General features: G+C 72.4%; 17 protein-coding genes and 1 pseudogene. 8 read left to right on the plus strand and 10 right to left on the minus strand.

The features are described from left to right. Window positions 1-13 precede the first annotated feature (13 nt). Complete coding sequence (locus P1K89_RS01580) at window positions 14-835, minus strand: alpha/beta fold hydrolase (protein WP_284614599.1); 822 nt, start codon at window positions 833-835, stop codon at window positions 14-16. 275 nt (window positions 836-1,110) lie between these two features. On the opposite strand from P1K89_RS01580, the gene P1K89_RS01585 reads away from it, so the two are divergent. Then, window positions 1,111-3,855, plus strand: coding sequence for a TonB-dependent receptor (locus P1K89_RS01585; RefSeq protein ID WP_284614600.1), 2,745 nt, complete (start codon window positions 1,111-1,113; stop codon window positions 3,853-3,855). An 87-nt stretch (window positions 3,856-3,942) separates the two neighbouring features. Here P1K89_RS01585 and P1K89_RS01590 read toward each other — a convergent pair whose 3' ends face one another. Continuing rightward, window positions 3,943-4,773 carry a response regulator transcription factor gene (locus P1K89_RS01590; protein ID WP_284614601.1) on the minus strand — a complete coding sequence of 277 codons (831 nt, stop codon included), beginning with the start codon at window positions 4,771-4,773 and terminating at the stop codon, window positions 3,943-3,945. A gap of 361 nt (window positions 4,774-5,134) precedes the next feature. On the opposite strand from P1K89_RS01590, the pseudogene P1K89_RS01595 reads away from it, so the two are divergent. After that, window positions 5,135-5,821: pseudogene (locus P1K89_RS01595) on the plus strand (aminotransferase class I/II-fold pyridoxal phosphate-dependent enzyme); the annotation flags it as partial. 753 nt (window positions 5,822-6,574) lie between these two features. Here the strand turns inward: P1K89_RS01595 and P1K89_RS01600 are convergent. Continuing rightward, window positions 6,575-7,324 carry a winged helix-turn-helix domain-containing protein gene (locus tag P1K89_RS01600; protein ID WP_284614603.1) on the minus strand — a complete coding sequence of 250 codons (750 nt, stop codon included), beginning with the start codon at window positions 7,322-7,324 and terminating at the stop codon, window positions 6,575-6,577. Window positions 7,325-7,547: 223 nt separating this feature from the next. On the opposite strand from P1K89_RS01600, the gene P1K89_RS01605 reads away from it, so the two are divergent. Then, window positions 7,548-8,957, plus strand: a complete 1,410-nt coding sequence (locus tag P1K89_RS01605) for an MORN repeat-containing protein (protein ID WP_284614604.1) — start codon at window positions 7,548-7,550, stop codon at window positions 8,955-8,957. A 19-nt stretch (window positions 8,958-8,976) separates the two neighbouring features. Here P1K89_RS01605 and P1K89_RS01610 read toward each other — a convergent pair whose 3' ends face one another. The 7 genes from P1K89_RS01610 to mutS form a co-directional block, all read right to left on the minus strand. Beyond that, complete coding sequence (locus P1K89_RS01610) at window positions 8,977-10,257, minus strand: S41 family peptidase (RefSeq protein WP_284614605.1); 1,281 nt, start codon at window positions 10,255-10,257, stop codon at window positions 8,977-8,979. Next, window positions 10,254-12,125 (minus strand): M3 family metallopeptidase, encoded by a 1,872-nt coding sequence (locus P1K89_RS01615; protein ID WP_284614606.1) that lies wholly within the window; start codon window positions 12,123-12,125, stop codon window positions 10,254-10,256. Before P1K89_RS01615 ends, P1K89_RS01610 begins: the two co-directional genes overlap by 4 nt. Before the next feature lie 34 nt (window positions 12,126-12,159). Next, window positions 12,160-12,591, minus strand: coding sequence for an NUDIX hydrolase (locus P1K89_RS01620; protein WP_284614607.1), 432 nt, complete (start codon window positions 12,589-12,591; stop codon window positions 12,160-12,162). A 22-nt stretch (window positions 12,592-12,613) separates the two neighbouring features. After that, window positions 12,614-13,774, minus strand: coding sequence for a di-heme oxidoredictase family protein (locus P1K89_RS01625; RefSeq protein WP_284614609.1), 1,161 nt, complete (start codon window positions 13,772-13,774; stop codon window positions 12,614-12,616). A gap of 10 nt (window positions 13,775-13,784) precedes the next feature. Beyond that, entirely contained in the window at window positions 13,785-14,870 is a 1,086-nt protein-coding gene (locus P1K89_RS01630) for a YVTN family beta-propeller repeat protein (RefSeq protein ID WP_284614610.1), read from the minus strand. 364 nt (window positions 14,871-15,234) lie between these two features. Continuing rightward, window positions 15,235-16,062, minus strand: a complete 828-nt coding sequence (locus tag P1K89_RS01635) for a proteasome-type protease (protein WP_284614611.1) — start codon at window positions 16,060-16,062, stop codon at window positions 15,235-15,237. Further along, complete coding sequence (mutS, locus tag P1K89_RS01640) at window positions 16,059-18,698, minus strand: DNA mismatch repair protein MutS (protein WP_284614612.1); 2,640 nt, start codon at window positions 18,696-18,698, stop codon at window positions 16,059-16,061. The genes P1K89_RS01635 and mutS overlap by 4 nt, the downstream gene beginning before the upstream one ends. A gap of 146 nt (window positions 18,699-18,844) precedes the next feature. On the opposite strand from mutS, the gene P1K89_RS01645 reads away from it, so the two are divergent. The 5 genes from P1K89_RS01645 to P1K89_RS01665 all read left to right on the plus strand — a co-directional run bounded on the left by P1K89_RS01645 (window position 18,845) and on the right by P1K89_RS01665 (window position 23,404). Then, window positions 18,845-19,492 carry a CatA-like O-acetyltransferase gene (locus P1K89_RS01645; protein WP_284614613.1) on the plus strand — a complete coding sequence of 216 codons (648 nt, stop codon included), beginning with the start codon at window positions 18,845-18,847 and terminating at the stop codon, window positions 19,490-19,492. Between the two features lie 86 nt (window positions 19,493-19,578). Beyond that, window positions 19,579-20,085 (plus strand): DUF3305 domain-containing protein, encoded by a 507-nt coding sequence (locus P1K89_RS01650; protein WP_284614615.1) that lies wholly within the window; start codon window positions 19,579-19,581, stop codon window positions 20,083-20,085. Beyond that, on the plus strand, window positions 20,085-20,723 hold the full coding sequence (locus P1K89_RS01655; protein ID WP_284614616.1) for a DUF3306 domain-containing protein: 639 nt from the start codon (window positions 20,085-20,087) through the stop codon (window positions 20,721-20,723). The genes P1K89_RS01650 and P1K89_RS01655 overlap by 1 nt, the downstream gene beginning before the upstream one ends. Next, the gene (locus P1K89_RS01660; protein WP_284614617.1) at window positions 20,647-22,782 is read left to right on the plus strand and encodes a 4Fe-4S dicluster domain-containing protein; all 2,136 of its coding nucleotides are present in this window, start codon (window positions 20,647-20,649) and stop codon (window positions 22,780-22,782) included. The genes P1K89_RS01655 and P1K89_RS01660 overlap by 77 nt, the downstream gene beginning before the upstream one ends. After that, window positions 22,775-23,404 (plus strand): TorD/DmsD family molecular chaperone, encoded by a 630-nt coding sequence (locus P1K89_RS01665; protein ID WP_284614618.1) that lies wholly within the window; start codon window positions 22,775-22,777, stop codon window positions 23,402-23,404. The genes P1K89_RS01660 and P1K89_RS01665 overlap by 8 nt, the downstream gene beginning before the upstream one ends. Window positions 23,405-23,463 lie beyond the last annotated feature (59 nt).

Genomic DNA, 23,463 nt, shown 5'->3' on the forward strand with positions numbered 1-23,463 from the left:
TGGTAAAGCGCGATTATAGGTGTGGGGTGTCGACCGCCCCGGCGCGCATGTCGTCCAGCAGCTCGAGCACCAGCGCCGCCGTCTCGGCGGGCTTCTCCATCGGGTACAGGTGCGTGCCGTCTATCCAGCGGAAGCGCTTGCCGGCCAGCGCGTGCGCCGTTTCCAGCCCGCCCTGGCGGATCTCGCGCGAGCGCGTGCCGGCGACGAAGGCGAGCGGGCAGCGCAGCGGGTGGCGGTGCAGCAGCAGGCCGAGCTGGTGCGGCAGCGTGTCGTAGATGCGCGTCTCGACCGCGCGGTCGAAGGCCAGCACCATGCGGCCGTTCTCGCGGCGCGTGCCGGCCTGCACGTAGTCGGCCAGCACCTGCGGATCCCAGCGCGCGAACAGCGACTTCGCGCCGTAGTGCTCGGCGACGGCGCGCCGCGACGGCCACTCGTGCCGCCGCGTGCGCGAGATGCGCCCGGGCGAGATGCGCGGCATCAGGCCCGACAGCTTCAGCATGCGGATGCTGTGCGCGCGCCAGCCGGTGATCACCGGGCTGTCCAGCAGCACCAGCCCCTGCACCAGGTCCGGCCGCTTGCAGGCGGCCAGCAGGCTCAGCAGGCCGCCGAGCGAGTGGCCGACGAGCCAGGCCGGCCGGCGCACGTCGGACTCGAGGAAGTGGATGAGCTGGTCGCGCAGCTTCGGCCAGTTGCTGGTGACCGGGAACCGCGGGTCGTGGCCGAACTTCTCGATCGCGTGCACCCGCCAGCCGGCGGCCCGCCAGGCCTTGAAGAGCTGGCGGTAGGTGCCGGCCGGAAAGCCGTTGGCGTGCGAGAAGACCAGGGTGGGGGACATGCGGACAGCGCAGGACGCGAAAGCCGGCAGTGTGCCTCGGGCGCCACAGCGGGGGCCCGGGGCGGGAAAGCCCGGGGCGGCGCCGAGCGTCACGCCGGCTCGCTCGGGGTGACGCGAAGTCGCCACCGGCGAGGCGGCGTGACAGGGCGCGACCTGGCGTGACATCGGAGGCGGTGGCGTCACGCCGGCTCGCGCCGACGCGACGTGCTGCTTCAGACGCCGCGAAGGCCGCTGCCTAGATTGGCTGGCTTCACGAATTCCTCGAGGAGCCCACCATGTCCCTCCGCCTGTGCGTCACCGCCCGTGCTGCCCGGCTGGCCTGTCTCGGCCTGACGGCCATCCTGCCGACAACCGTGCTGGCCCAGCAGCCGGCGCCGCAGCGCGTCGAGATCACCGGTTCGTCGATCAAGCGCATCGACGGCGAGACCGCGCTGCCGGTGCAGGTGATCGACCGCAAGGCGATCGAGCGCTCCGGCGTGCTGAACGTCGAGCAGCTGCTGCAGCAGGTCAGCGCCGCATCGAGCTCCGGCGGCCTCGCCAGCTCGTCGGCTTCGGGCGCGACCACCGGCGGCATCTCGGCAATCTCGCTGCGCGGGCTGACCTCGCTGCGCACGCTGGTGCTGATCAACGGCCGCCGCATCGCGCCCTACGGCGTCGGCTTCACCGGCGACTCGGTGTCGGTCGACGTCAACAGCATCCCGCTGGCGGCGATCGACCGCGTCGAGGTGCTGAAGGACGGCGCCTCGGCGGTCTACGGCTCCGACGCGGTGGCCGGCGTCGTGAACTTCATCCTGCGCAACGAGCACCGCGGCGGCGAGGTCTCGCTGACCGCCGGCGACACGACGCAAGGCGGCGCGTCGTCCAAGCGCGCCTCGGTGCTGTGGGGCCTGGGCGACCTGTCGTCGGACCGTTTCAACGTGATGGCGATGGCGTCCTTCAACAAGGAAGGCGGGCTGCGCGGCGCCGACCGCGACTTCGCGCGCTCGGGCATCAACGTCGCGCAGGGCAACGACGTCACCTCGGGCAATACCTTCCCGGCCAACATCGTGCTGCTCGACGCATCGGGCCGCACGCTGAATCCGGCCGCCGGCACCTGCCCGCCGCCGTATTCCATCGTCGACCCGCTGAACGACCCGCAGAACCGATGCCGCTATGACCCGTCGCCGCAGGTCACGCTGCTGCCGGCGACCGAACGCTCCGCGCTCTTCGTCGCCGGCAAGCTCGCGCTGACGCCCGAGCTCGAGCTCTTCGCCGAGGCCTCGTACAACCGCAATGAGATCCGCACCGTGATCCAGCCGGTGCCGATCTCCGACCAGTTCGCGCTGCCCAACAACCACCCGCTGTTCAACGTCGCGCCGTACAACGGCTTCTCGACGATTCAGCTGAGTCCCAGCGCGCTGCACTACCCGACCGCCTACATCCGCAGCGTGATCGGGCCGACCGCGCCGCTGCCCGACATCCTGGTGCGCTGGCGCGCGAACCTCTCCGGCGACCGCGACATCAGCAACGTGTCGACCGCGCCGCGCGCGGTGCTCGGCCTGCGCGGCGTGGTGGCCGGCTGGGACCTCGACGCGGCCGCGCTGTACAGCCGCAGCAAGGTCAAGGAGGTGGTCAACGATGGCTACCCGGCGCTGTCGCGCATCCTGCCGCTGCTCAACAGCGGCGTCGTCAACTTCTGGGGACCGAACACGCCGGAGGTCACTGCCCAGATCCGCGCCGCGAACTTCACCGGCGTGGCCTACCAGACCGACTCGCAGCTGCAGAGCCTGCAGGCCAAGGCCTCGCGCGAGTTGGCCAAGCTGCCGGGCGGCGCGATGGCGCTGGCGCTGGGCGCGGAGATGCGGCGCGAGAAGTACCTGTTCGACCCCAGCCCGACGATCCAGACCGGCGACATCTCCGGCTACGGCGGCAACTTCCTCGTCACCAACCGCGAGCGCGACGTCAAGGCGGTGTTCGGCGAGCTCGCGGTGCCGGTGATCAAGGGCCTGGACATCACCGGCGCGGTGCGCTGGGACGACTACGAAGGTGTCGGCAGCTCCACCACGCCGAGCATGAACCTGCGCTGGCGGCCGACGACGAGCGTGATGCTGCGCGGCTCGGTCGGCAAGGGCTTCCGCGCGCCCAGCCTGCAGGACCTGTACCTGCCGAACACGCTGAACGTGACGCCGCCCGGCCTGTCGGACCCGCTGCGCTGCCCGACCACCGGCGGCGGCAACGACTGCCAGACCCAGTTCGCGACGACCAACGGCGGCAACACGGCGCTGCAGCCCGAGAAGTCGAAGAACGCGACGGTCGGCCTGGTGTTCGAGCCGACCGCCAACAGCTCGGTGGCGATCGACTGGTTCAAGGTGGACCTGAAGGACACCATCGTCAACGGCGTGCCGGCGGCGGTGATCCTGGCCGACCCGGTGAAGTACGCGCACCTGATCACCCGCGGACCGGTCGAAGCCGCCTTCCCGCAGCTGCCGGGGCCGATCACCAACATCCTGGCGACCAACATCAACCTCGGCGAGACACGGGTCTCGGGCATCGACGTCGACGGCCGCATCAACTTCCCGATGGGCGACGCGGGCCGACTGTCGCTGGCGATGAACGGCACCTACTTCATCACCTACGACACACAGAACACCGACGGCACCTTCACCGGCAACGTCGACACGGTCAATGCCGCCACCGGCGGCGTGCTGCCGCGCTGGAAGCACACGCTGAGCGCGACGTTCTCGCGCGGCGCCTGGGACGCGACGCTGGTGCAGAACTACCAGAAGCGCTACACCGACCTGCCCAGCACCGTCAGCGGCGAGACCCCGAAGGTCGGCGCCTACCAGACCTTCGATCTGCAGGTGGCCTACACCGGCATCAAGAACCTGCGGCTGACGCTGGGCGTGCGCAACCTGCTCGACAAGGACCCGCCGTACACCAACTCCGGCGGCCAGGTGTCGTTCCAGGGCGGCTACGACCCGCAGTACGCCGATCCGCGCGGGCGCTTCGTCTACGCGGGCCTGCGCTACGAGTTCAAGTGAAGGAAGGAGCCGGGTCGGCCTCGCGACCCGGCGTCCCCGGCGTCGGGGGTGGCCCGGCCCGCGGCAAACGCGCGGGGAGCCGCGTCGTCAGGTGAGGGCTTCGGCCGCCGGCTTGCACTGCAGCCGGTAGCCGCGGCCGCGCACGCTCTCGACCTCGAACTCGTCGATGCCGAGCTCGGCCAGGCGCCGGCGCAGCCGGTGCACGTAGACATCGATCGAGCGGGCGTTCAGCGAGCTGTCGGGCCCGGCGACGCGGCTTTCGAGCTCGGTGCGCGGCACCAGCCTGCCGAGCTGCGACGCCAGGCATTCCAGCAGCGAGAACTGGCCTTCGGTCAGCTCGCAGCGGCGCTGGCCGCGGCGCAGCTCGCGCTGCACGCGGTCGAGCGTCCAGCCGCCGATGGTGCGCTCGGGCATCGTCACCGGCGTGGCGGCGTCCTGCGGCGCGCGGCTGCGCAGCTGCGCGATCAGGTGCGCCCGCAGCAGCCGCGGCGAGAGCGGCTGCACGAGGTATTCGGCCGCACCGTGCTCGAGCGCGACGATCGCGTCGATCTCGCTGGACGTGTCGCTCAGCACCAGCAGCGGGCAGCCGGCGGCCACATGCAGGCCGGCCAGGCCCAGTGCCAGCGTCGGCGTCAGCACCGCGGCATCGATCACCAACGCGTCGAACTGCAGGTTGCTGCAGGCCGCATGGGCGCCGTCGAGGTCGGCGACCGCGGCACAGCGCAGGCCGATCTGGCCCAGCAGCTCGCCGGTGGCGCGGTCGGGCCGGGCCCCAGGACCGACGAACAGCACCAGCGACGGGGCGCGCAGGCCGGCGTCGAAGTGCATCAGGGGTGCCGGTCCGGTGGTCGACCAGGTGGACACGGCAGCCTGCAGGTGGTGCAGGTGCGGCAGGGCGGGGTCGTCGCGGATCATCATCGGGCGCTCATGATTCCTGGCGGCAGAGGGTGCCGCAAGAGCCAATTCGGCACGGCGTGGCGGGCCATTGCCGCGGTGGGACGGGCGCGGCGGCGCCGTCCGGTAACGATTGAAAGAGTCGGGCCATCATTGGCGTCGAGCCTACCGTCGCTCGCCCGGACCTTGTAGGTGCGCAGCCGCAGTCCGTGCCTGCGATTCCGCCGTTCGTCGCATTCGGAGTTTCGCGGCGGTGTCCTGGCTGTCCAAATGCGGCACATACCGACATCACGGGCGCCGGGGGATCGCTGTGGTCAAGCAGGTGGCGGGGGTGTTCATCCAGTCGCTGCGCGGCGGCGAGGCCGAGGGCAGCGTGGCGCAGCGTGTGCGCATCTACCGCACGGTGCTCGACGGCGTTCGCAACGGCACGCTGAAGCCCGGCATGCGGCTGCCATCGGCGCGTCGCCTGGCGGCCGACTGCGCGGTCTCCCGCGGGGCGGTCGACGAAGCCTTCGAACAACTGAAAAGCGAGGGCTTCATCGAGCGCCGCGTCGGCGACGGCAGCTACATCGCCGATCCGCTGCCCGTGCCGGTGCAGGCTGCCGCGGCGGTGCCGGCCGACCGTCCGATCAGCGCGGCGGCGCAGCGCGTCATCGAGCGCTTTGCCCCGCACCTGGGCCAGTGGTCGCGCCTGGAGGTGCCGACCGAGCTCTTCGCGCTGCCCGCGCTGCATCCGCGCAATGTGCCGACGCAGGACTTTCCGCTCGACACCTGGCGCCGCTTGATGCAGCGCGCATGGAGCGAGCCGTTCCGCAAGCACCTGAACTACGGGCCGTCCGCCGGACTGCCGGGGCTGCGCGAGTCGATCGTGCGCCACCTGGCGCTGACCCGCGGCATCCATTGCAGCGCGCGCCAGGTGCTGGTCCTCAACAGTCCGATGCAGGCGGTGGAGCTGATCAGCCGCGTGCTGCTCGAGCCGGGGGACCGGGTGTGGCTGGAAGACCCCGGCCACGCCAGCCTGCCGGTGCTGTTCGACGTGCTGCATGCGAAGGCGGTCGGCGTGCCCCTGGACGAGCAGGGTTTCAATGTCGCCCACGGCCGCGCGCACGCGCCGGATGCGCGCGCGGTCTATCTGCATCCGCTCGGCCAGGTCCCGCTGGGTGTGCGCACGACGGCCGGCCGCGGCGCCGAGCTGCTGGCGTGGGCGGCCGGGCAGGGGTCCTGGATCCTGGAGGGCAACTACAACACCGAGCTGGTGCACGACGGCGTGCCGCCGCCGGCCCTGTACACCCGCGATCGCCATGGCTGCGTGCTGGTCGTCGGCACCTTCGAGGGCGTGCTCTTCCCGTCGCTGCGGCTGGCCTACCTCGTCGTGCCCGAACAGCTGGCGAACACCTTCATCGCGATGCGCGGGCTGCTGGGCGAACACGCGCACGTCGCGACGCAGCTGGCGCTGACCGCCTTCATCGACGAAGGCCACATGAGCGCCCACCTGCACGAGCTGCGCCAGCGCTGCCGCGCGCGCCGCGCCGCGCTGCACCAGGCGGCGGCCCACCACCTGCCGCACTGGGCGACGCTGGGGCCGACCGCGGAGGGCGTGCATGCGGCGCTGCACTTCCCGCCCGAGGTGTCCGACGTCGAGGTGTTCCGGCTGATCCGCCGGCAGGGGGTCGGTGCGACGCCGCTGTCGACCATCTGCTGGCATGCGCGCGGCCCGAACGGGCTGGCGCTGGGCTATGGCGGCGCCGACGAGCCGACCATCGACGGTTCGCTGCGCATCATCGGCCAGGCCCTGCGCAACGTGCGCGCCGGGCTGTTCGCGCCTTCAGCGTCCGGTGGCCGCGCCGGTCAGCAGGTAGCCGCAGTTGCGGATCGTGCGGATGCGCTGCGCGGCCGCGCCGCCGCGGTCTCCGAGCTTCGCGCGCAGCCGGTAGACGCGGCTGTCGATCGAGCGGTCGGGGCCACCGTCGACCAGCCCGCGCAACTCGCGCAGGAGCTCGTGCCGCGGCACGACCTGGCCGGCCCGCAGCGCCAGGCGCCATAACAGCTCGAACTCGCCCTCGGTGAGGTCGAGCGGGCGACCGTCCTGCAGCGCGCGGCGCTCGCCGCGGTCCAGCGTCAGCCGATCGACCTGCAACTGGTCGGGCGACGTGGCCGCGGCGGCCGGCCGCAGGCGTGCACCACGCCGCCACAGCGCGCGCAGGCGGGCCGCGGCGACCGCGGCATCGAGCGACGCATCGAACACGTCGTCGGCGCCCATCTCGAGGGCCAGCACGTGGTCGAGGTCGCGCAGGCCACGGCAGGCGATGACGATCGGCAGCGCCGGCTCGCGGGCGACCAGCGCGCGCAGCGCGCCGAGCTGGCGCGCGACGCCGTGCACCAGGTGCAGCACCATGGCATCGGGCCGTTCGGAGGGCTGGTGCAAGTCGGCCAACGGCCAGTCGTGCACCCGCAGGCCTTCGGCCGCCAGCGCGTCGCGCCAGGCGGCCGCGCACGGCCCGTCGTCGGCGGCGAAGCCGACGCTGTAGGCCGGTGACGCCACGGGCGCGGCCATGGCGAAGGACGGGGCAGTCATCGTCGCGAGCATGGCCTCGGTGTAACCCCCGCCCCTTGCGCTCGCAAGGGCCAATACGCCGCGCATGCCGGCGCCAATGCGCGCCAATGCGCGCCGGTGCGGCGCTCGTCGCGCGGGCGCGTCAGGCGACCAAAGCCACACGGCGGCGACCCACCCCGTCGATATAATTTTTATCGCTTGTTGCAGCCCGCCGACAGGGCTGTCCTGGAAAGAGCCGGAGAGCGTGATCCCCCATCGCCTCGTCTTCCCGATCTGCCTGGCCTGGATGGTCGCTGCACCGCTGGCCGCCGCGCAGACCGCCACCGTCCCGTCCGACTGCACCACCGTCACCGACCAGGCGATGGCCGCCGACCTGAAGGCCGCCACCGCCCAGGCGCAGCGCGCCGCGTTGTCCGACCAGGCGCGGCTGGCCGAAGCGGCCATCGCGCTGTGGCGCCAGGCCGAAGAGGCCTGCCAGGGCCGGGCGAAGGAGCGCGCGCAGCGAAACCTGGCCGATTCGCAGCAGGCGCGCCTGGCGATCCAGGACCAGCAGGGCGGCAGCGAGCAGTGCGTCGCCTCGCAGCGTGATGCCCAGGCGCTGCAGCAACTGGCCGACCGGGCGCAGGCCGAGCAGCGCTGGGCGGATGCCTCGGTGCTGTTCCGCAAGGCCGAAAGCACCTGGGACCTGGTCGCCGAGCGCTGCGGCGGCGCACCGCAGCGGCAGGCGCTGCAGCGGCGCGACGAAGCCGCGCAGGCCGCGCGGGCGGCACGCGAGCGCGTCGACGGCACGGCGGCCGCCCCCGCGGCGCCGGCCGCCCCGTCCACCGCCTCGATCCGCCCCGGCGATGCCTCGTCCGTCGCCAGCCGCGCCAGCACCGGCGCCACCGCGCCGATCGCCGCGGTGCTGCCGGCGGTGGCCGCACCGGTCGACATCGCGCTGACCGGCGGCACGCGCATCGTCGGCACCTTCGGCGCCGATCCCGGTGGCCAGACCTACAGCGGCCGTGGCCGCATCCTGTGGAGCAACGGCGACCAGTACGAAGGCACCGTCGTGCGCGGCCAGCGCCAGGGCCACGGCGAGTTCATCTGGCGCAACGGCCAGCGCTACAAGGGCGTGTGGGTCAACGACAAGCCCGAGGGCGACGGCGTGCTGCGCTTCGCGAACGGCAATGTCTACGAGGGCGCGGTGGTCGACGGCCAGCCGCACGGCACCGGCAAGATGGTCTTCGCGTCGGGCGACCAGTACACCGGCCAGTTCACCCGCGGCGAGCCCGATGGGCAGGGCGTCTACCAGTGGGTCAACGGCCAGCGCTACGACGGCCCGTGGGTCGACGGCAAGGCCACCGGCTACGCCAGCGTGAAGTTCGCCAACGGCAACCTCTACGAGGGCGAGGTCGTCGACGGCCTGCCGCAGGGCGACGGCCGCATCGTCTTCGCGTCGGGCGACGTCTACCGCGGCCAGTTCTCGCGCGGCCTGCCCGACGGCGAAGGCATGTACCGCTGGAAGAACGGCGACCAGTACATCGGCCAGTGGCGCGCCGGCCTGAAGGACGGTCAGGGCCAGCTGCTCTGGAACAACGGCGACCGCTGGGAAGGCGAGTTCCGCGCCGACGCGCAGACCGAACGCGGCACGCTGACGCGGCGCAAGCAGTAGCGCGCCGCGTTCACCGCCCTCAGGAGCCGCCGCCGCGTGGCGGACCGCCCGAGGACGCCGTGCGGCCGAGGCGCGCGAGCTCCTCGCGCGCCGCCTCCAGCAGCCCCGCCGTGTGCGCATCGCAGGCTTCGCGCGATGTATCTGCGCCCGCGGCCGCGACCAGCACGTCCGGCGCGACGCCGGCGCCGTCGAGCGCACGGCCGCGCGGCGAGCTGAAGCGCGCCGTCGTCAGCTTCACCGCGTACTGCGACGACAGCGGCACGATCGACTGGATCGAGCCCTTGCCGTAGCTGGGGCCGCAGCCGACGATGCGCGCGCGCCGGTGGTCCTGCAGCGCGGCGGCGACGAACTCGGCCGACGAGGCGCTGCGGCGATCGATCATCACCACCAGCGGCAGCAGCCGCAGCCGGGCGACCAGCGCGGCCTGCCCGGCAGGCAGGCCGGTGGACGCGTCGATGCTGAGGTAGGGCTGGCTGGCGTCGGGCGCCCGGCCGCTGCTGGACAGCACCAGCACGTTCGGCGGCAGGAACAGCGACGCGACGGCCACGCCGGACTCGACCACGCCGCCCGGGTTGCCGCGCAGGTCCAGCACCAGCCCCTCGATCGGCGCGGCCTCGGCCGCCGCGGCCAGCTGCTCGATGAGCTCGGCGGGTGTGCCGTCGAGGAACTCGGAGATGCGCGCGACGGCGAGCCCGCCGCGGCGCTCGACGCCCACCGTCGAGAAGCGCACCAGCTGGCGCTCGACGTCGAGGCGCAGCGCCGCTGCGCCGCGCTGCAGCTCGAGCCGCACCGTGCTGCGCGGCGGGCCCTTGATGCGTGCGATCACCGCGTCGAGAGCGGCGCCGCGCACCGGCTCGCCGTCGACGGCGACGATGCGGTCGCCGGCCTGCACGCCCGCGCGCCGCGCCGGCCCGTCGCGGAACAGCTGCATGACAACCGGCCCGTCCGGGCCGATGTCCAGCTCGATGCCGATGCCGCCGAACTGTCCGGCCACCGCGTCGCGCACGGCCTGAGGGCTGGCGCCCTCGATCAGCGCCGAATGGCGATCCAGCGACGCCAGCAGCTGGCGCAGCGCGGTCACCACCAGCTCGTGGCCGCCCTTGGGCTCGACGTAGTGGCGTGTGATCTGCTGCAGCGTGCGCGCGATCAGCACGGCGTCCTCGGGACCGAGCGCGGCGGCCTCCGGCGCCTGCGGTGCCGGCGCCAGCACCGACTCGCTGGCCGTCGCGTCGGGCACGACCGCGGCGAGCAGCGCCGCCAGCAGGAGGGGGTGCAGCGGGGCAGCGTGGCGGCCGGTCATGGCGCTCCCTTCGTCGGCGCACGCGCCAGCGTGGCGCGGCGGGCGGCCGCGGCCATCGTGTTGCCGCCGATCTGGACGCGGTAGCCGTCGAGCGACAAGTCCCTGCCGGCGAGCGCCCGGTAGCGCGCCATCAGCTCCGCCGGCGGCGCGGCGGCGAAGAACGCGCCGCGCAGTGCCACGGCGGCATCGGGCTGCAGCGTGCGGTCGCCGAAGCGTTGCACCAGGTCGATGGCCGCCGCTTCGCGCCACAGCGTGCTCCAGTAGAGCCCGGCGTTGGCGCCGGCCAGGGCATTGAGGCGGCTCGGGTAGTGGCTGCCGGGCTCGTAGGGCAGGCCGGAGGCGTCTTCCAGCCGGCGCCACAGCGCCATCGGGTCCACCGGGCGCGTCGCGCGCGCCAGCGCGAGGTCGTAGCGCGCCACCGTCAACTGGCGCGAGGCGGTGATGCCGGCGGCGAAGCTGCGGTTGGCGCGCACCTGCGCGCGCAGCGCCGGCGCGGGTGCGACGCCCTCCGGCAGCAGCGCGAGCGCCTCGTCGCTGAAGGCCACCTGTTCGAAGAAGGCCCGCTGCAGCTGCTGCCACAGCGGCTGGGCCGGGGCGGCACCCGCGGCCCCGCGCCCGCGGTCCATGGTGAGCAGGCCGAGCGCGATCGAGAACTCGGCGAAGAGGCGCTCCACCTCGTCCGGCGTCAGCGCGTCGCGATCGAGGTTGGCGACCAGCGCGGCCAGGTGCGCGCCCGGCTCGCCCGGCACGGGCGGCACGGCGAAGCTCGCGTGGTTGTAGTACTTGCCCTCGCGGGGATGCAGGTCCAGGCACAGCAGGCCGAGCGCCGCATCGGCGGCGGCGGGGTCGAGCACCTGCAGGCAGTCGACCTCGGCATGCCAGCCGCGGCCGGGTGCCGGCTCGAAGCGCAGCCCGGCCAGCGCGCCGAAGTAGCGCTGCAGCCACGGCCGCAGCGCGGCCGTGGGGATGCGCGCGGCATCGTCGTCCTCGGCAAGGCCGACCGAGCGCTGGCGCTCGCGTTCGATGTAGTACAGCGCGTCCCAGCGCCGCAGCCGGCCGTCCTTCGGCGCGTGCTGCTGCTTGTGCCGGCGCAGCGTGTCGATGTCCTGCTGCGCGGCGGCGGCGATGCTGGGTCCGACGGCCGCCAGGAAGGTTTCGACCTGCGCGCCCGTCGGCAGGCCGAGCGCGGCAGCCGTGCGCTCGTACGCGTCCGCATGGCCGGCGGCCGCGGCGGCCTGGCGCCGCGTGTCGACGATGCGCGCCAGCGTCGCGATGTTCTCCGCGCCGCCGCGGTTGGCATGCGCGAGGTACATGCGGCGGCGGGCGGCGGCGCTGTCGACATGGCGCATGAAGACGTAGTAGTCGCCCAGCCCGACGCCGATCGAGACCGTCGCCCCACCGGCGTCTCGCAGTTCGTCGAGCAGCCCGGACGGCAGGCCGGCGGCTTCGGCCGCGGTGAAGCGCAGGCGCGGCGAGCGCTCGGTGAGCCGGCGCTCGAAGTCGCGCTCGAGCCGGGCGAGCGTGGCCTCGTGGCGGTCGGCGACGGCAGTGCCGGCGGCAGTGCGTTCGAGCCGCGCGGCGCAGCCGCGTGCGGCCTCGCGCAGCTCGGCTCGTGGATGCACGCTGCGCCACAGCTCGGCCAGCGCCGCAAGGCGTTCACCGCGCGCACCGCCGCTGCGCGCCACGTCGGCACAGTGGCGCAGCAGCGCATCGCCATCGGCGAAGGCCGCGCCGGATTCCTCGGTCGCCGCCACCGCGCTGGTCGCGGTCAGCACGCCGGCGGCGGCCAGCGCGCACAGCAGCGTGCCCAGCGCCAGCGCCGCGGCGCGACGCCAGGCCCGTTCGAGCCGGCTGTCGGTGGCGTCCATCGCCGCGGCCTCGCCTGGCGTCCGTGCCCGCGTTCTAGCGCGGCGCCGCGAACGCCGCCATGCGGCGGGCCAGGCTGTGTTCCCAGCGCCGGTGCGCGAACTCGGCGGCGTCGGGCAGCTCGTGCTCGGCGCACCAGCGCCATTCGGCGATGCCCTCGCGCGGCCGCGGGTCGTGCGCGACGTCACCGACGTAGTGCACGCAGACATGCCAGTTGCGCTCGCCGACGGAGAACGACTCGACGTCCATCACGCGCAGCGTCACGTCGTCGAAGCCCAGGCGCGCAAGCGCCTGCTGCGCGACCTCGAACGGCTCGTCACCATAGCCGGCTTCGGGGGCCGGGATCCACCAGCCCGGCTTGTCCGGGTTCGGCGGCGTCTCGTAGCGCACGATCAGCAGCCGGCCCGCGTTGCGCACGCCGACGTAGCTGATCAGCTTCAGCAGGCCTTGAGAGGTCTCGATCGCCATGGTGGGGTTCCCTTCGTCGCCTTCAGAGGCTGTTGAGATAACGCAGCAGATGATCGACGTCAAGAGGCGCCAGCGCCTTGAAGCGCTCGACCGAGCGCGCCGCCTCGCCGCCGTGCATCAGGATGGCGTCGGTGATCGTCGCGGCGCGGCCGTCGTGCAGGTAGGGTGGGCCGCTGGCGTTCAGGCCCCACAGCGGCGGCGTGCGAAAGCGCGCCGGGCCGACGCCGCCCTCGTCGACCGGCTCGGCGAGCGCCGGGCCCATGTCGTGCAGCAGCAGGTCGGTGTGGGCGACAACGCGCCGGCCCGTCAGCAGCGGCACCGCCGAGCGCCCGGTGCGCAGCGCCGGCACATGGCAGGCGGTGCAGCGCAGGTCGTCCATCAGCGCGCGGCCGCGTTCGACGTCGCCGCGCGGCGTCAGCGGCGGTGCCGCGAGCAGGCGCAGGAACTGCGACGTGCCGGCGACCACGGCGCGTCCGATCTCCGGCTTGGCCGACGTCGCGTAGGCTCGCGTATCGAGGCCGATCTCGGCATGGAAGGCGGCGGCGACGAAGTCGTCGATGCCGGCGAAGCGGGCCTTCCAGCCGAAGCGCCCGACGCGGCCATCGGCGGTGCGGCCGGGGCGGCCGCGCACGCCGTCGGGATCGTCGCGCTGCAGCCGCGCCAGCGCCTCGATGTCGGCGTCGCTGACCGCTTCGAGCATGCCGAGCCCGAACAGCGACTGCGGCTTGCGCATCACCGCATCCGGCGGACGGGGCAGCGCCTGCACGGCGCCGTCGGGCCCCAGCGCGAAGCGCGGGCAGCCGTGGCCGCCGACGCGGTCGGTGCACGAGGGCGCGTGCACGACGAAGCGGTCGGGCGCGAACTCGTTGCCACCCGGCAGCGGGTTGTGGTGGCAAGTCATGCAGGCATCGGCATTGAAGCGCGGGCCGAGGCCGTCGGCCGGCTTCCACAACTTCGAGAACAGCACCTGCCCGTGCTCGAAGGCGCGCAGCTGCGCCGGCGTCAGCCCCGGCACGGGCGTGCCGGGGTACTGGTTGCGCAGCGTCTGGTCGTCGGGCATCGCCGATGGCGCCTGCGCCGACGGGGCCAGCGGCGACAGCAGCGCCAGTGCCAGCAGCCCGCGCCCCCAGCGCGCCCGGACGGGCGGGACGACACGTCGGCGCAGGGAGGGGACGCGGATCATGGCAGCGCGCTCAGGCGGGCTTGCGCAGGAAGGTGATGCCGTACGGCGCCTTGCCGACCTTGATCGAGCGCAGCGTCTCGCCGCTGGCCGCGTCGGTGACGTTGACGGTGTTGTTCGCCAGGTCGGTCCAGACGATCAGCCGGCCGTCTTCGCTCATCGCGACGTTCTTCGAGCGCGCCGCGGTCTGCTGCGGGTCCTGGCGCGGCGTGGTGGCGTCGTTGCGCGTTGCAGCGGCCTTGTCGCTGGCGGCGACCTTCAGCGTGCCGCCGACGTAGTGGCGCGCGGTTTCCTTGAACGCGACCGCGTCGATCGTCGACAGCTCGTGCGAGCTGAAGTTGGCGACGCCCAGCACCTTGCCGTCGCGCGAGATGCCCAGGCCCCACGGCGCCTTGCCGACGGCCAGCGTGCCGGTGGTGCTCATCGACTTCAGGTCGACGCGCGACACCGAGGCCGAGCCGAAGTTGGTGACGTAGGCCACCGACTGTCCCGGCGCGACGGCGACGGTATAGGGCAGCACGCCGACCGCGGTCTTGGCGACTTCCTTGCCGCTGTCGAGGTCGACGAACGAGACGGTGTTCTCACCCCAGTTGGTGATCACCGCGCGCTTGTCGTCGGCGTAGAGCTGCGTGCCGTAGGGGATCGCGCCGACCTTGATCGTGCGCGTCTGCTTCGAGGTCTTCAGGTCGATCATCGACACGGTGGCATCGCCGGAATTGGCGACGACCATGAAGCGGCCGTCACGCGACATCGCCATGTCGCGCGGGCTGAAGCCGACCGGGATGCGGTGCGACTCGAGCATCGCCTGCACGTCGATCACCGAGATGTCCGACGCCGCCGAATTGCTGACGTAGGCGGTGCGGCCCGTCGGGTCGAGCTTCACGTCGTAGGGCTTGGCACCGACCTTGATCTCGCTGAGCTGGTGCCCCGAGTCGAGGTCGACCACCGACACCGTGTCGTCGCCCCAGTTGGTGATCAGGACGATCGCGTTCTTGAGTACCGCCGGGCCGCTGCCGGCGACTGCCGTGGTGCTGCTGCCGATGGCCGCCGCGGCGGCGACAGCGGTCGCGAGCATCGTCACTCGGATCTTTGCGTTCATGCATGGCTCCCACAAAGTCGACAAGGAACCCGGCCATGGCGGCGCGTGCGGCCGCATGCCGCAGGCGAGCGCGAAGCGATGATCTCGTTGGTCTCGGTGTGCGCCGGTGGCCAGGACATGGCATGGCGCCGGCCGCACAAGGCCGGCGTCCCGCGCGATCCCGGCCTCCGGACAGCCCGAAACGCTTGGCCCGCGCAGTCTTTGTGCGCTGCACCGCGAATGCCATCCCTAGGGCATGGAAGTAACAGCGGTAGGGCGCGGGTTGACGAAACGCAATCTGGCGCCTAACGCCTGAATGCGTGGTGTCAGCGATGCGGCTGTGCGCACGCCCGATGCACCGATCGGGGGCGCGCTTAGTGGGAAGTCAGACGATGCGTTCGCCCGGATGGGTGATCTTGCGCATCGGCTCATAACGCGTGGAAGGCGCGAGCAGCGGGTGTTCGGTGTCGCCGCCGTCCCAGCGCGGATCGTCGATGCCCTCGAACACCTCGCGCAGGCGCTGGCCCCAGGTGCTGTGGATCATCTGGAAGTACGGGTTGCGGTCGTCGATGCAGACATGCTCGTCGGCCTGCAGCGCGCCTTCGCGGTAGACCAGCAGGTCCAGTGGCAGGCCGACGGAGAGGTTGGACTTCAGCGTCGAGTCCATCGACACCAGCGCGCACTTGGCGGCTTCGTCCAGCGGCGTGGTCGGCGTCAGCACGCGGTCGAGGATCGGCTTGCCGTACTTGCTTTCGCCGATCTGGAAGAAGCAGGTCTCGCGCGTGGCCTCGATGAAGTTGCCGGCCGAATAGACCAGGAACATCCGCATCGCCTCGCCCTTGATCTGGCCGCCGAAGATCATCGACGCGTTGAAGTCGACGCCGGTGGCCTTCAGCGACGGGCCGTCCTGCTCGTAGACGCGGCGCACCGCGGCGCCGAGCACGCGCGTGGCGTCGAACATGCTCTCGGCGTTCCAGATCGTCAGCCCCGGCATCTCGGGGCCGCGGTCGATCTTCTCGACCTGCAGGATCTCGCGCACCGACTGGCTGATGCTCAGGTTGCCGGCCGACAGCATCACCATGAAGCGGTCGCCCGGCTTCTCGTAGATCATCATCTTGCGGTAGGTGCTGATCTGGTCCATGCCGGCGTTGGTGCGCGAATCGGACAGGAACACCAGCCCGGCGTTGAGGCGGATGCCGATGCAATAGGTCATGGGGCGAGCTCTTCCTTCTGCAGCGATTTGAGGCGGTACAGCGCGTCCAGCGCTTCGCGTGGCGTCAGCGCGTCGGGATCGATCGCCGCCAGCGCGGCATCGATCGGCGAGGGTTCCGGTGCCGCGGCGGGGGCGTGTGGGGCGGCGAACAGGTCGACCTGTGCGTCGCCGCGCAGCGCCTGCGCTTCGAGCGCCTCCAGCGTCGCGCGCGCCTGGCGCAGCAGCGTGGCCGGCATGCCGGCCAGCCGCGCCACCTGCACGCCGTAGCTGCGGCTCGCGGGGCCGGCTTCGATGGCATGCAGGAAGACGATGTCGTGGCCGCTCTCGACCGCCGAGACGTGCACGTTCAGCGCGCGCTCGTGGCGGGCCGGGAACTCGGTCAGCTCGAAGTAGTGCGTGGCGAACAAGGTGAACGCGCGGTTGCGGTCGTGCAGATGGGCGGCGATCGCGCCCGCCAGGGCCAGGCCGTCGAAGGTGCTGGTGCCGCGGCCGATCTCGTCCATCAGCACCAGCGACTGCTCGGTGGCGCCGTGCACGATCGCCGCCGCTTCAGTCATCTCGAGCATGAAGGTCGACTGGGCGTTGGCCAGGTCGTCCGCCGCGCCGATGCGGGTGTGGATGGCGTCGATCGGCCCGAGCCGGCAGGCGCTGGCCGGCACGTACGAGCCGATCGAGGCCAGCAGCACGATCAGCGCGACCTGGCGCATGTAGGTGCTCTTGCCGCCCATGTTCGGGCCGGTGATCACCAGCATGCGTGTGCGCGCATCGAGCCGGCAGTCGTTGGCGATGAAGTCGGCGCCCTGGCCGTTTCCGCCGCTCTCGGCGAGCCGCGCCTGCACCACCGGATGCCGGCCCTGGTCGATGTCGATGCAGGGATGGCCGACGAACTGCGGCCGGCACCACTGCAGCGTGCTCGCGCGCTCGGCGAGCGCGGCCAGCGCATCGAGCGCGGCCAATGAACGCGCGAGGGCGCCGAGCGCCGGCAGGAAGTCCTGCAGCGCATCGAGCAGCTGCTCGTACAGCCACTTCTCGCGCGCCAGCGAGCGTTCCTGCGCCGACAGCGCCTTGTCCTCGAAGGCCTTCAGCTCCGGCGTGATGAAGCGCTCGGCGTTCTTCAGCGTCTGCCGGCGCTGGTAGTCCGAGGGCACGCGGTCGAGGCCGGACATGGTGACCTCGATGTAGAAGCCGTGCACGCGGTTGTACTGCACGCGCAGGTTGCCGATGCCGGTGCGGGCCCGTTCGCGCGCTTCCAGGTCGACCAGGAAGGCATCGCAGTTCTGCGCGATGCCGCGCAACTCGTCGAGCTCGGCATCGAAGCCGGGCGCAATCACGCCGCCGTCGCGCAGCAGCACCGCGGGTTCCTCGGCGATGCAGCGCTGCAGCAGCGCCGCCAGCTGCGGCGGCGGGCTCATCGCGGCTTGCAGGCGGTCCAGCAGCACGCCGGCACCGGGGCCGCGCGGCGCGGCGGCGCCCAGCGCGGGCAGGGCCCGCAGCGTCGCGCGCAGGCCCGCGAGCTCGCGCGGCCGCACCTGGCGCAGCGCGACGCGCGCGGTGATGCGCTCGACGTCGCTGACCTGGCGCAGCGCATCGCGCAGCGGCTCGAAGCCGGCGGCGATCAGCGCGGCGAGCGCATCGTGGCGCTCGATCGCCGTCGCCCGATCGCGCAGCGGATGCGTCAGCCAGTGGCGCAGCGCGCGGCTGCCCATGCCGGTCCGGCAGGTGTCGATCAGCGACAGCAGCGTCGGCGCGTCCTCGCCGCGCAGCGTCTGCGTCAGCTCCAGGTTGCGGTGCGTGGCCGGCGGCAATTCGATCAGCTCGTTGGCCCGTTCGGCCGCCAGGCTCGTCACGTGCGCCAGCGCCTGGCCCTGCGTGTGCTCGGCGAAGGCCAGCAGCGCGGCGGCCGCGGCCTGCGCGACGGGCAGGTCCTGCGCATGGAAGGCCTGCAGCGACTGCACGCGCAGCAGCGTGGTCAGCTTGCGCAGGCCGAGCGCGGTGTCGAACTGCCAGTCGGGCCGCGCGGTGCGGGCCGCGCGGTGCTGCAGCAGCGCCGGCGGCAGTGCGTTGGCGGCTTCCTTCTGCGGCAGCAGCACTTCGGCGGGGTCCAGCCGGGCCAGCCAGCCCGCCAGCTCCTTCTCGCCGCACTCGGTGACGCCCAGGCGCCCGCTCGACAGGCCCAGCCAGGCCAGGCCCCAGGTGGCGCGCTGCTTCATAGCCGCCAGCAGCAGCGTATCGGCGCGTTCGTCAAGCAGCTCGGTGTCGGTGACCGTGCCCGGCGTCACCACGCGCACCACCTTGCGCTCGACCGGCCCCTTGGCGGTCGCGACGTCGCCGACCTGCTCGGCCAGCGCCACCGCCTCGCCCAGCTTGATCAGCCGCGCCAGGTAGTTCTCGACCGAATGCACCGGCACGCCCGCCATCACCACCGGCTCGCCGCCGCTCTGGCCGCGGCTGGTCAGCGTGATGTCGAGCAGCCGGTTGCCCTTGCGCGCGTCGTCGTAGAACAGCTCGTAGAAGTCGCCCATCCGGTAGAAGACGAGCGTATCGGGGTAGTCGGCCTTGATGCGCAGGTACTGCTGCATCATCGGCGTGTGCGACTCGATGCCTTCGAGAAAGCGCGAGGCTGCGGTGGTGGTCATGGGGAGCGAGGCGGCCCTTGGCGAGCGAAGGCTCGTGTCACGGCGGGGGAATCCGCAGCGGGAAGGCGCTGCTTGTGGCGCCATTTTCACTCGGCGCGCGGGCCGGCCCGGCTGGGGTCGGCTTCGTCGGCAGAATGGCGGGCGACATGGCCTATCTCGATCTCCAGCGCTGGGCGCGGCGCGACGCCTTCGAATTCTTCCGCGGCTTCGACAAGCCCTACTTCAACGTCTGCGTGCGGCTCGACGTGGCCGCGCTGAAGGCCGCCGCGGCGGCGCGGGGCGTCGGCAGCTTCACGCTGGCCTACCACTTCATCGCGCTGCGCCTGGCCAACCTGCACGAGCCCTTCCGCTACCGCCTCGAAGGCGGCCGCGTGCGTGTGCATGAGGTCGTGCACGGGGGCGCCACGGTGCTGCGCGAGGACGACAGCTTCGGCTTCGCCTACCTCGACCACGCCGCCGACTACGAGACCTTCGCGCGCAGCGGCGCCGAGGCGATGGCGCAGGCCCGGTCCCGGCAGGCGGCGTTCGAGCCACGGCTGGACGCCACCGACGTGATCCACACGACGACGCTGCCGCTGATCCCCTTCACCAGCTTCTCGCATGCCCGCAACTGGGGGCGCGAGGACTCGGTGCCCAAGCTGGCGTTCGGCCGCGCGGACCACGACGGGCCGCACCTGTGGATGCCCTTCTCGGTCGAAGTGCACCACGCGCTGATGGATGGTCTGCACGTGGGCCGCTACATCCAGGCGTTCGAGGCCGCGCTGCGCGAGCCGGCGAGCTGGCTGGACGCGTAGGCGGGCCCGGCCGTGGCCCCGGACGCGGACCAGGCCCCCTGGGTGGCACCGATGCGGCCGGCACCGGAAGTCCCTAGACTTTGCCGATGTCTGCCGACCAGGGCCTCCCGACCACCGCCCGACCCTCGGTGCAGGTCGCCGTGGTGATGGAACGGGAGGCCGAGCCGAACCAGTGGGAGGCCTGGCGCTTCCGGCTGGTCGACGTCGTGCCGGCCGAACCGGCGTTCGGCACCGCGCCGCGCGTGCTGCGCGACGACGGCAAGGTCCAGCGCCAGCTCTTCCCCGGCTTCGAGGTCGCCCTCTTCCGCGACGAGGCCGAGGGCTATCACCTCAACTTGGCCTCGGGCACGCCGGTCTGGTTCGTCGTCTGGCGCATAGCCGACGAGGACCCGTCGCGGGCCTGGCCGGAGACCGTCAGTGTCTCGTACAACGAAGCGGGGCGCTGGCTCGATGCGCAGGAACGGGTCGACAACGTGCCGATGTCGCCGGACATCGCGGCCTGGCTGCGTGCCTACACCGACGAACACTACCGGCCCGAGCCGAAGCAGCGCCGGCGCCCGCAATCCTTCCTTGCCCCGGGGGAGCGGCGCTGATGGCCGATGACACGCCGTTCCTCGCGCGCTGGTCGCGACGCAAGGCCGAGTCGCGGCGTGCGGCGCCGGCCGCGCCGGCGCCGGTCCAGCCGTCGGCGGGCGACACCACGCAGCCGCGGGCGCCCGATGCGCAAGCAGCGTCCCCGGCGACGGTGCGCGAGTCGCAAACGCCCGCGGGCGCGCCCGGTGGCGCACCCGCTCGCGCGCCCGCCGCTCCATCGCTGCCGACGCTGGCGGACGTCGCGCAGCTGACGCGCGAGTCCGACTACGCGCGTTTCGTCGCGCCGGGGGTCGACGACGGCGTCAAGCAGGCGGCGATGAAGAAGCTCTTCAGCGATCCGCACTTCAACGTGATGGACGGGCTCGATACCTACATCGACGACTACGGCAAGCCGAATCCGATTCCAATGGCGGTGCTGCGCCAGATGGCGCAGTCGAAGGCGCTGGGCCTGTTCGATGCCGACGAGCCCGATGCCGCGGCCGAGACCGGCGCCGCCCGGGCTCGCTCGCCCGATGCCGCCGACCCCTTGCCACCCGAGGCCGAGTCCACGCCCACGCCCGATGACGACGCTGATCTGCAACTGCAACAAGACCATGCCGCTGGACGGCCCGGCCCTGGCGAAGGCGCTGGGGCCTGACGCCGGCGCCGGTCTCGCCACCGTCCACCAGACGCTTTGCCGGCGCGAGGCCGCGGCATTCCAGCGCGCGGCCCTCGGCGGTGATCCCCTGCTGGTGGCCTGCACGCAGGAAAGCCGCCTTTTCGTCGAGCTGAACGAGCAGACGGCGGGTGCGCCCGGCCTGGTGGAGCGGCCGATCCGCTTCGTCAACATCCGCGAGACCGCCGGCTGGTCGAAGGAGGCCGCTGCGGCGACGCCGAAGATCGCCGCGCTGATCGCGCTGGCCCAGCTGCCGGACGCCGACCCGGTGCCGACGGTGGACTACCGGTCGGAGGGGCGCGTGCTGGTGATCGGTCCGACCGACCGGGCCGTGCATGCCGCCGCGATGCTGGCCGGCAAGCTGGCCGTCAGCCTCCTGATCGACGGCCCCGGCAGCGTGCCGCAGCCGCGGGACTGGCCGGTGCATGCCGGCCGGATCACCGGCCTCGGCGGCTGGCTGGGCGCGTTCGAGGTGCGCTGGGAATCGCGCAACCCGATCGACCTCGACCTGTGCACGCGCTGCAATGCGTGCATCGAGGCCTGTCCCGAACAGGCCATCGATTTCAGCTACCAGATCGACCTTGCCCGCTGCCGCAGCCACCGCGATTGCGTGAAGGTCTGCGACGCCGCCGGCGCCATCGACTTCCAGCGCGAACCGCAGTCGTTCAGCGAACGCTTCGACCTGATCCTCGATCTGAACGCCGAGCCGCTGATCGATCTCCACCAGCCGCCCCAGGGCTACTGGCACGCGGCGGACGAGCCCGCGCTGGTGACCGCGGTGCTGGAACTGCGCGAGTGCACCGGCGACTTCGAGAAGCCGAAGTTCTTCCACTACCAGCAGCGCCTGTGCGCGCACAGCCGCAACGAGAAGATCGGCTGCAGCGCCTGCATCGACGTCTGCTCCGCCCGCGCGATCCGCAGCGACGCGTCGGCCAAGGGCCGCTCCGGTGCGGCGGCCCTGCCGGGCATCGTCGTCGAGCCGCACCTGTGCGTGGGCTGCGGCGCCTGCACGACCGTCTGCCCGACCGGGGCCATCGGCTACGCGGCGCCGCGCATCGACCACCAGGGCCGCCGCATCCGGACCCTGTTGAGCACCTACCGAGAGGCGGGCGGACGGGACGCGGCGCTGCTGGTGCACAGCCAGGGCGGTGGAGCGCGCCTGATCGGCGAGCTGGGCCGCGCGGCGCGTTCCGATGCCGCGGTGCAGGGCCTGCCGGCCCGCTGCCTGCCGCTGGATGTCTGGCACACCGCGTCGGTCGGCATCGAGCTGTGGCTGTCGGCCATCGCCTTCGGCGCCTCGCAGGTGCTGGTGCTGATGACCGGCGAGGAAGCGCCGGACTACCGGCGCGCGGTCGCCGCGCAGATGGCCGTCGCGCAGGCTCTGCTGAGCGGGCTGGGCCTGCCGGGGCGGCACCTGCACCTGCTCGATGGGCGCGACGCGAAGGCGCTGGACGCCGCGCTGCGCATGCCGCCGGCGGGCAGCGTTCGGCCGGCCGCCTTCGCGGTGCCCGCCGACAAGCGCACGGCGCTGGAGCTGGCGCTCGAACACCTGCGGCTGGCCTCGGCCACCAGCGCCGAGGTGATTGCGCTGCCGGCTGAGGGCAGCCCGTTCGGCAGCCTCGAGGTCGACCGGCACCGGTGCACGATGTGCCTGAGCTGCGTCGGCGCGTGCCCGTCGGCGGCGCTGGCGGACAACCCAGCGAAGCCGGAGCTGCGCTTCATCGAGAAGAACTGCGTGCAGTGCGGCTTGTGCGCGGTCACCTGTCCCGAACAGGCCATCGTGCTGCAGCCGCGGCTGCTGCTGGCCGACGAGGGCCGGGCGCGCAAGCAGTCGCGGGTGCTGAACGAGGCCGAACCCTACCGCTGCATCCGCTGCAGCAAGCCGTTCGGAACCTTTCAGGCCATCGAGCTGATGATCGGCAAGCTCGGTGCCCATCCGATGTTCCAGGGCGCGGCCGCCGATCGCCTGCGCATGTGCGCCGACTGCCGCGTGATCGACATCCATTCCAGCGCCAGCGAAGTGAGGATCACTGATGTCTGAGGCGCCGACGTCGTCCGCGCGGCCCGCCGTGGCCGACGATGCCGAGGAGCGCGCGCGCGCCGAGGTCTACGGGTTGCTGGCCCGGCTTTACCTCGAGGTGCCGCCGGCGCCGCTGTACGAGGGGCTGCGCCAGGCCGCCACCGAGGCGCCCAGCGCGGGTGCGTTTCTCGAGGGCAGCTGGTCGGCGCTGGTCGAGGCGGCGCGGCGCCTGCCGCTGGCCGATGTGGCGGAGGAATACGTAGCGCTGTTCGGCGGCGTCGGCAAGCCGGAGATCGCGCTGAACGGCTCGTGGTACCTGGCCGGCGCGCTCAACGAGAAGCCGCTGGCGGCGCTGCGCGCCGACCTCGACGCGCTGGGGCTCGAGCGGCCGGACACGGTCTTCGAGACCGAAGACCACATCGCCGCGCTGTGCCAGGTGATGCAGCACCTGATCGCCGGCGAGGGGCCCGGCGCCGACACGCTGATGGCGCAGCAGCGCTTCTTCGATGTGCATCTTCGCAGTTGGAGTGAGCGTTTGTGCGCGGCCATCGAGCAGCACCCGCGCGCCGATTTCTATCGTGCGGTCGCCGCATTCACGCGCGACTTCATCGCGGTCGAGGCGCAGGCGTTCGACTTGCTCTAGGCCGGCTCCGGCCTTGCGCTAGGGCATGCCCTGATGAGTTAGGGGGCGGACCTGCCTAC

This window comes from Aquabacterium humicola, from assembly GCF_030167915.1.
GTDB lineage: Bacteria > Pseudomonadota > Gammaproteobacteria > Burkholderiales > Burkholderiaceae_C > Pseudaquabacterium > Pseudaquabacterium humicola.

Bases quoted from the DNA above. Each gene is read 5' to 3' on its own strand.
- P1K89_RS01580 (WP_284614599.1), bottom strand. From the start codon at position 835: ATGTCCCCCACCCTGGTCTTCTCGCACGCCAACGGCTTTCCGGCCGGC.
- P1K89_RS01585 (WP_284614600.1), top strand. From the start codon at position 1,111: ATGTCCCTCCGCCTGTGCGTCACCGCCCGTGCTGCCCGGCTGGCCTGT.
- P1K89_RS01590 (WP_284614601.1), bottom strand. From the start codon at position 4,773: ATGATGATCCGCGACGACCCCGCCCTGCCGCACCTGCACCACCTGCAG.
- P1K89_RS01600 (WP_284614603.1), bottom strand. From the start codon at position 7,324: ATGACTGCCCCGTCCTTCGCCATGGCCGCGCCCGTGGCGTCACCGGCC.
- P1K89_RS01610 (WP_284614605.1), bottom strand. From the start codon at position 10,257: ATGACCGGCCGCCACGCTGCCCCGCTGCACCCCCTCCTGCTGGCGGCG.
- P1K89_RS01615 (WP_284614606.1), bottom strand. From the start codon at position 12,125: ATGGACGCCACCGACAGCCGGCTCGAACGGGCCTGGCGTCGCGCCGCG.
- P1K89_RS01620 (WP_284614607.1), bottom strand. From the start codon at position 12,591: ATGGCGATCGAGACCTCTCAAGGCCTGCTGAAGCTGATCAGCTACGTC.
- P1K89_RS01625 (WP_284614609.1), bottom strand. From the start codon at position 13,774: ATGATCCGCGTCCCCTCCCTGCGCCGACGTGTCGTCCCGCCCGTCCGG.
- P1K89_RS01630 (WP_284614610.1), bottom strand. From the start codon at position 14,870: ATGAACGCAAAGATCCGAGTGACGATGCTCGCGACCGCTGTCGCCGCC.
- P1K89_RS01635 (WP_284614611.1), bottom strand. From the start codon at position 16,062: ATGACCTATTGCATCGGCATCCGCCTCAACGCCGGGCTGGTGTTCCTG.
- mutS (WP_284614612.1), bottom strand. From the start codon at position 18,698: ATGACCACCACCGCAGCCTCGCGCTTTCTCGAAGGCATCGAGTCGCAC.
- P1K89_RS01645 (WP_284614613.1), top strand. From the start codon at position 18,845: ATGGCCTATCTCGATCTCCAGCGCTGGGCGCGGCGCGACGCCTTCGAA.
- P1K89_RS01650 (WP_284614615.1), top strand. From the start codon at position 19,579: ATGTCTGCCGACCAGGGCCTCCCGACCACCGCCCGACCCTCGGTGCAG.
- P1K89_RS01655 (WP_284614616.1), top strand. From the start codon at position 20,085: ATGGCCGATGACACGCCGTTCCTCGCGCGCTGGTCGCGACGCAAGGCC.
- P1K89_RS01660 (WP_284614617.1), top strand. From the start codon at position 20,647: ATGACGACGCTGATCTGCAACTGCAACAAGACCATGCCGCTGGACGGC.
- P1K89_RS01665 (WP_284614618.1), top strand. From the start codon at position 22,775: ATGTCTGAGGCGCCGACGTCGTCCGCGCGGCCCGCCGTGGCCGACGAT.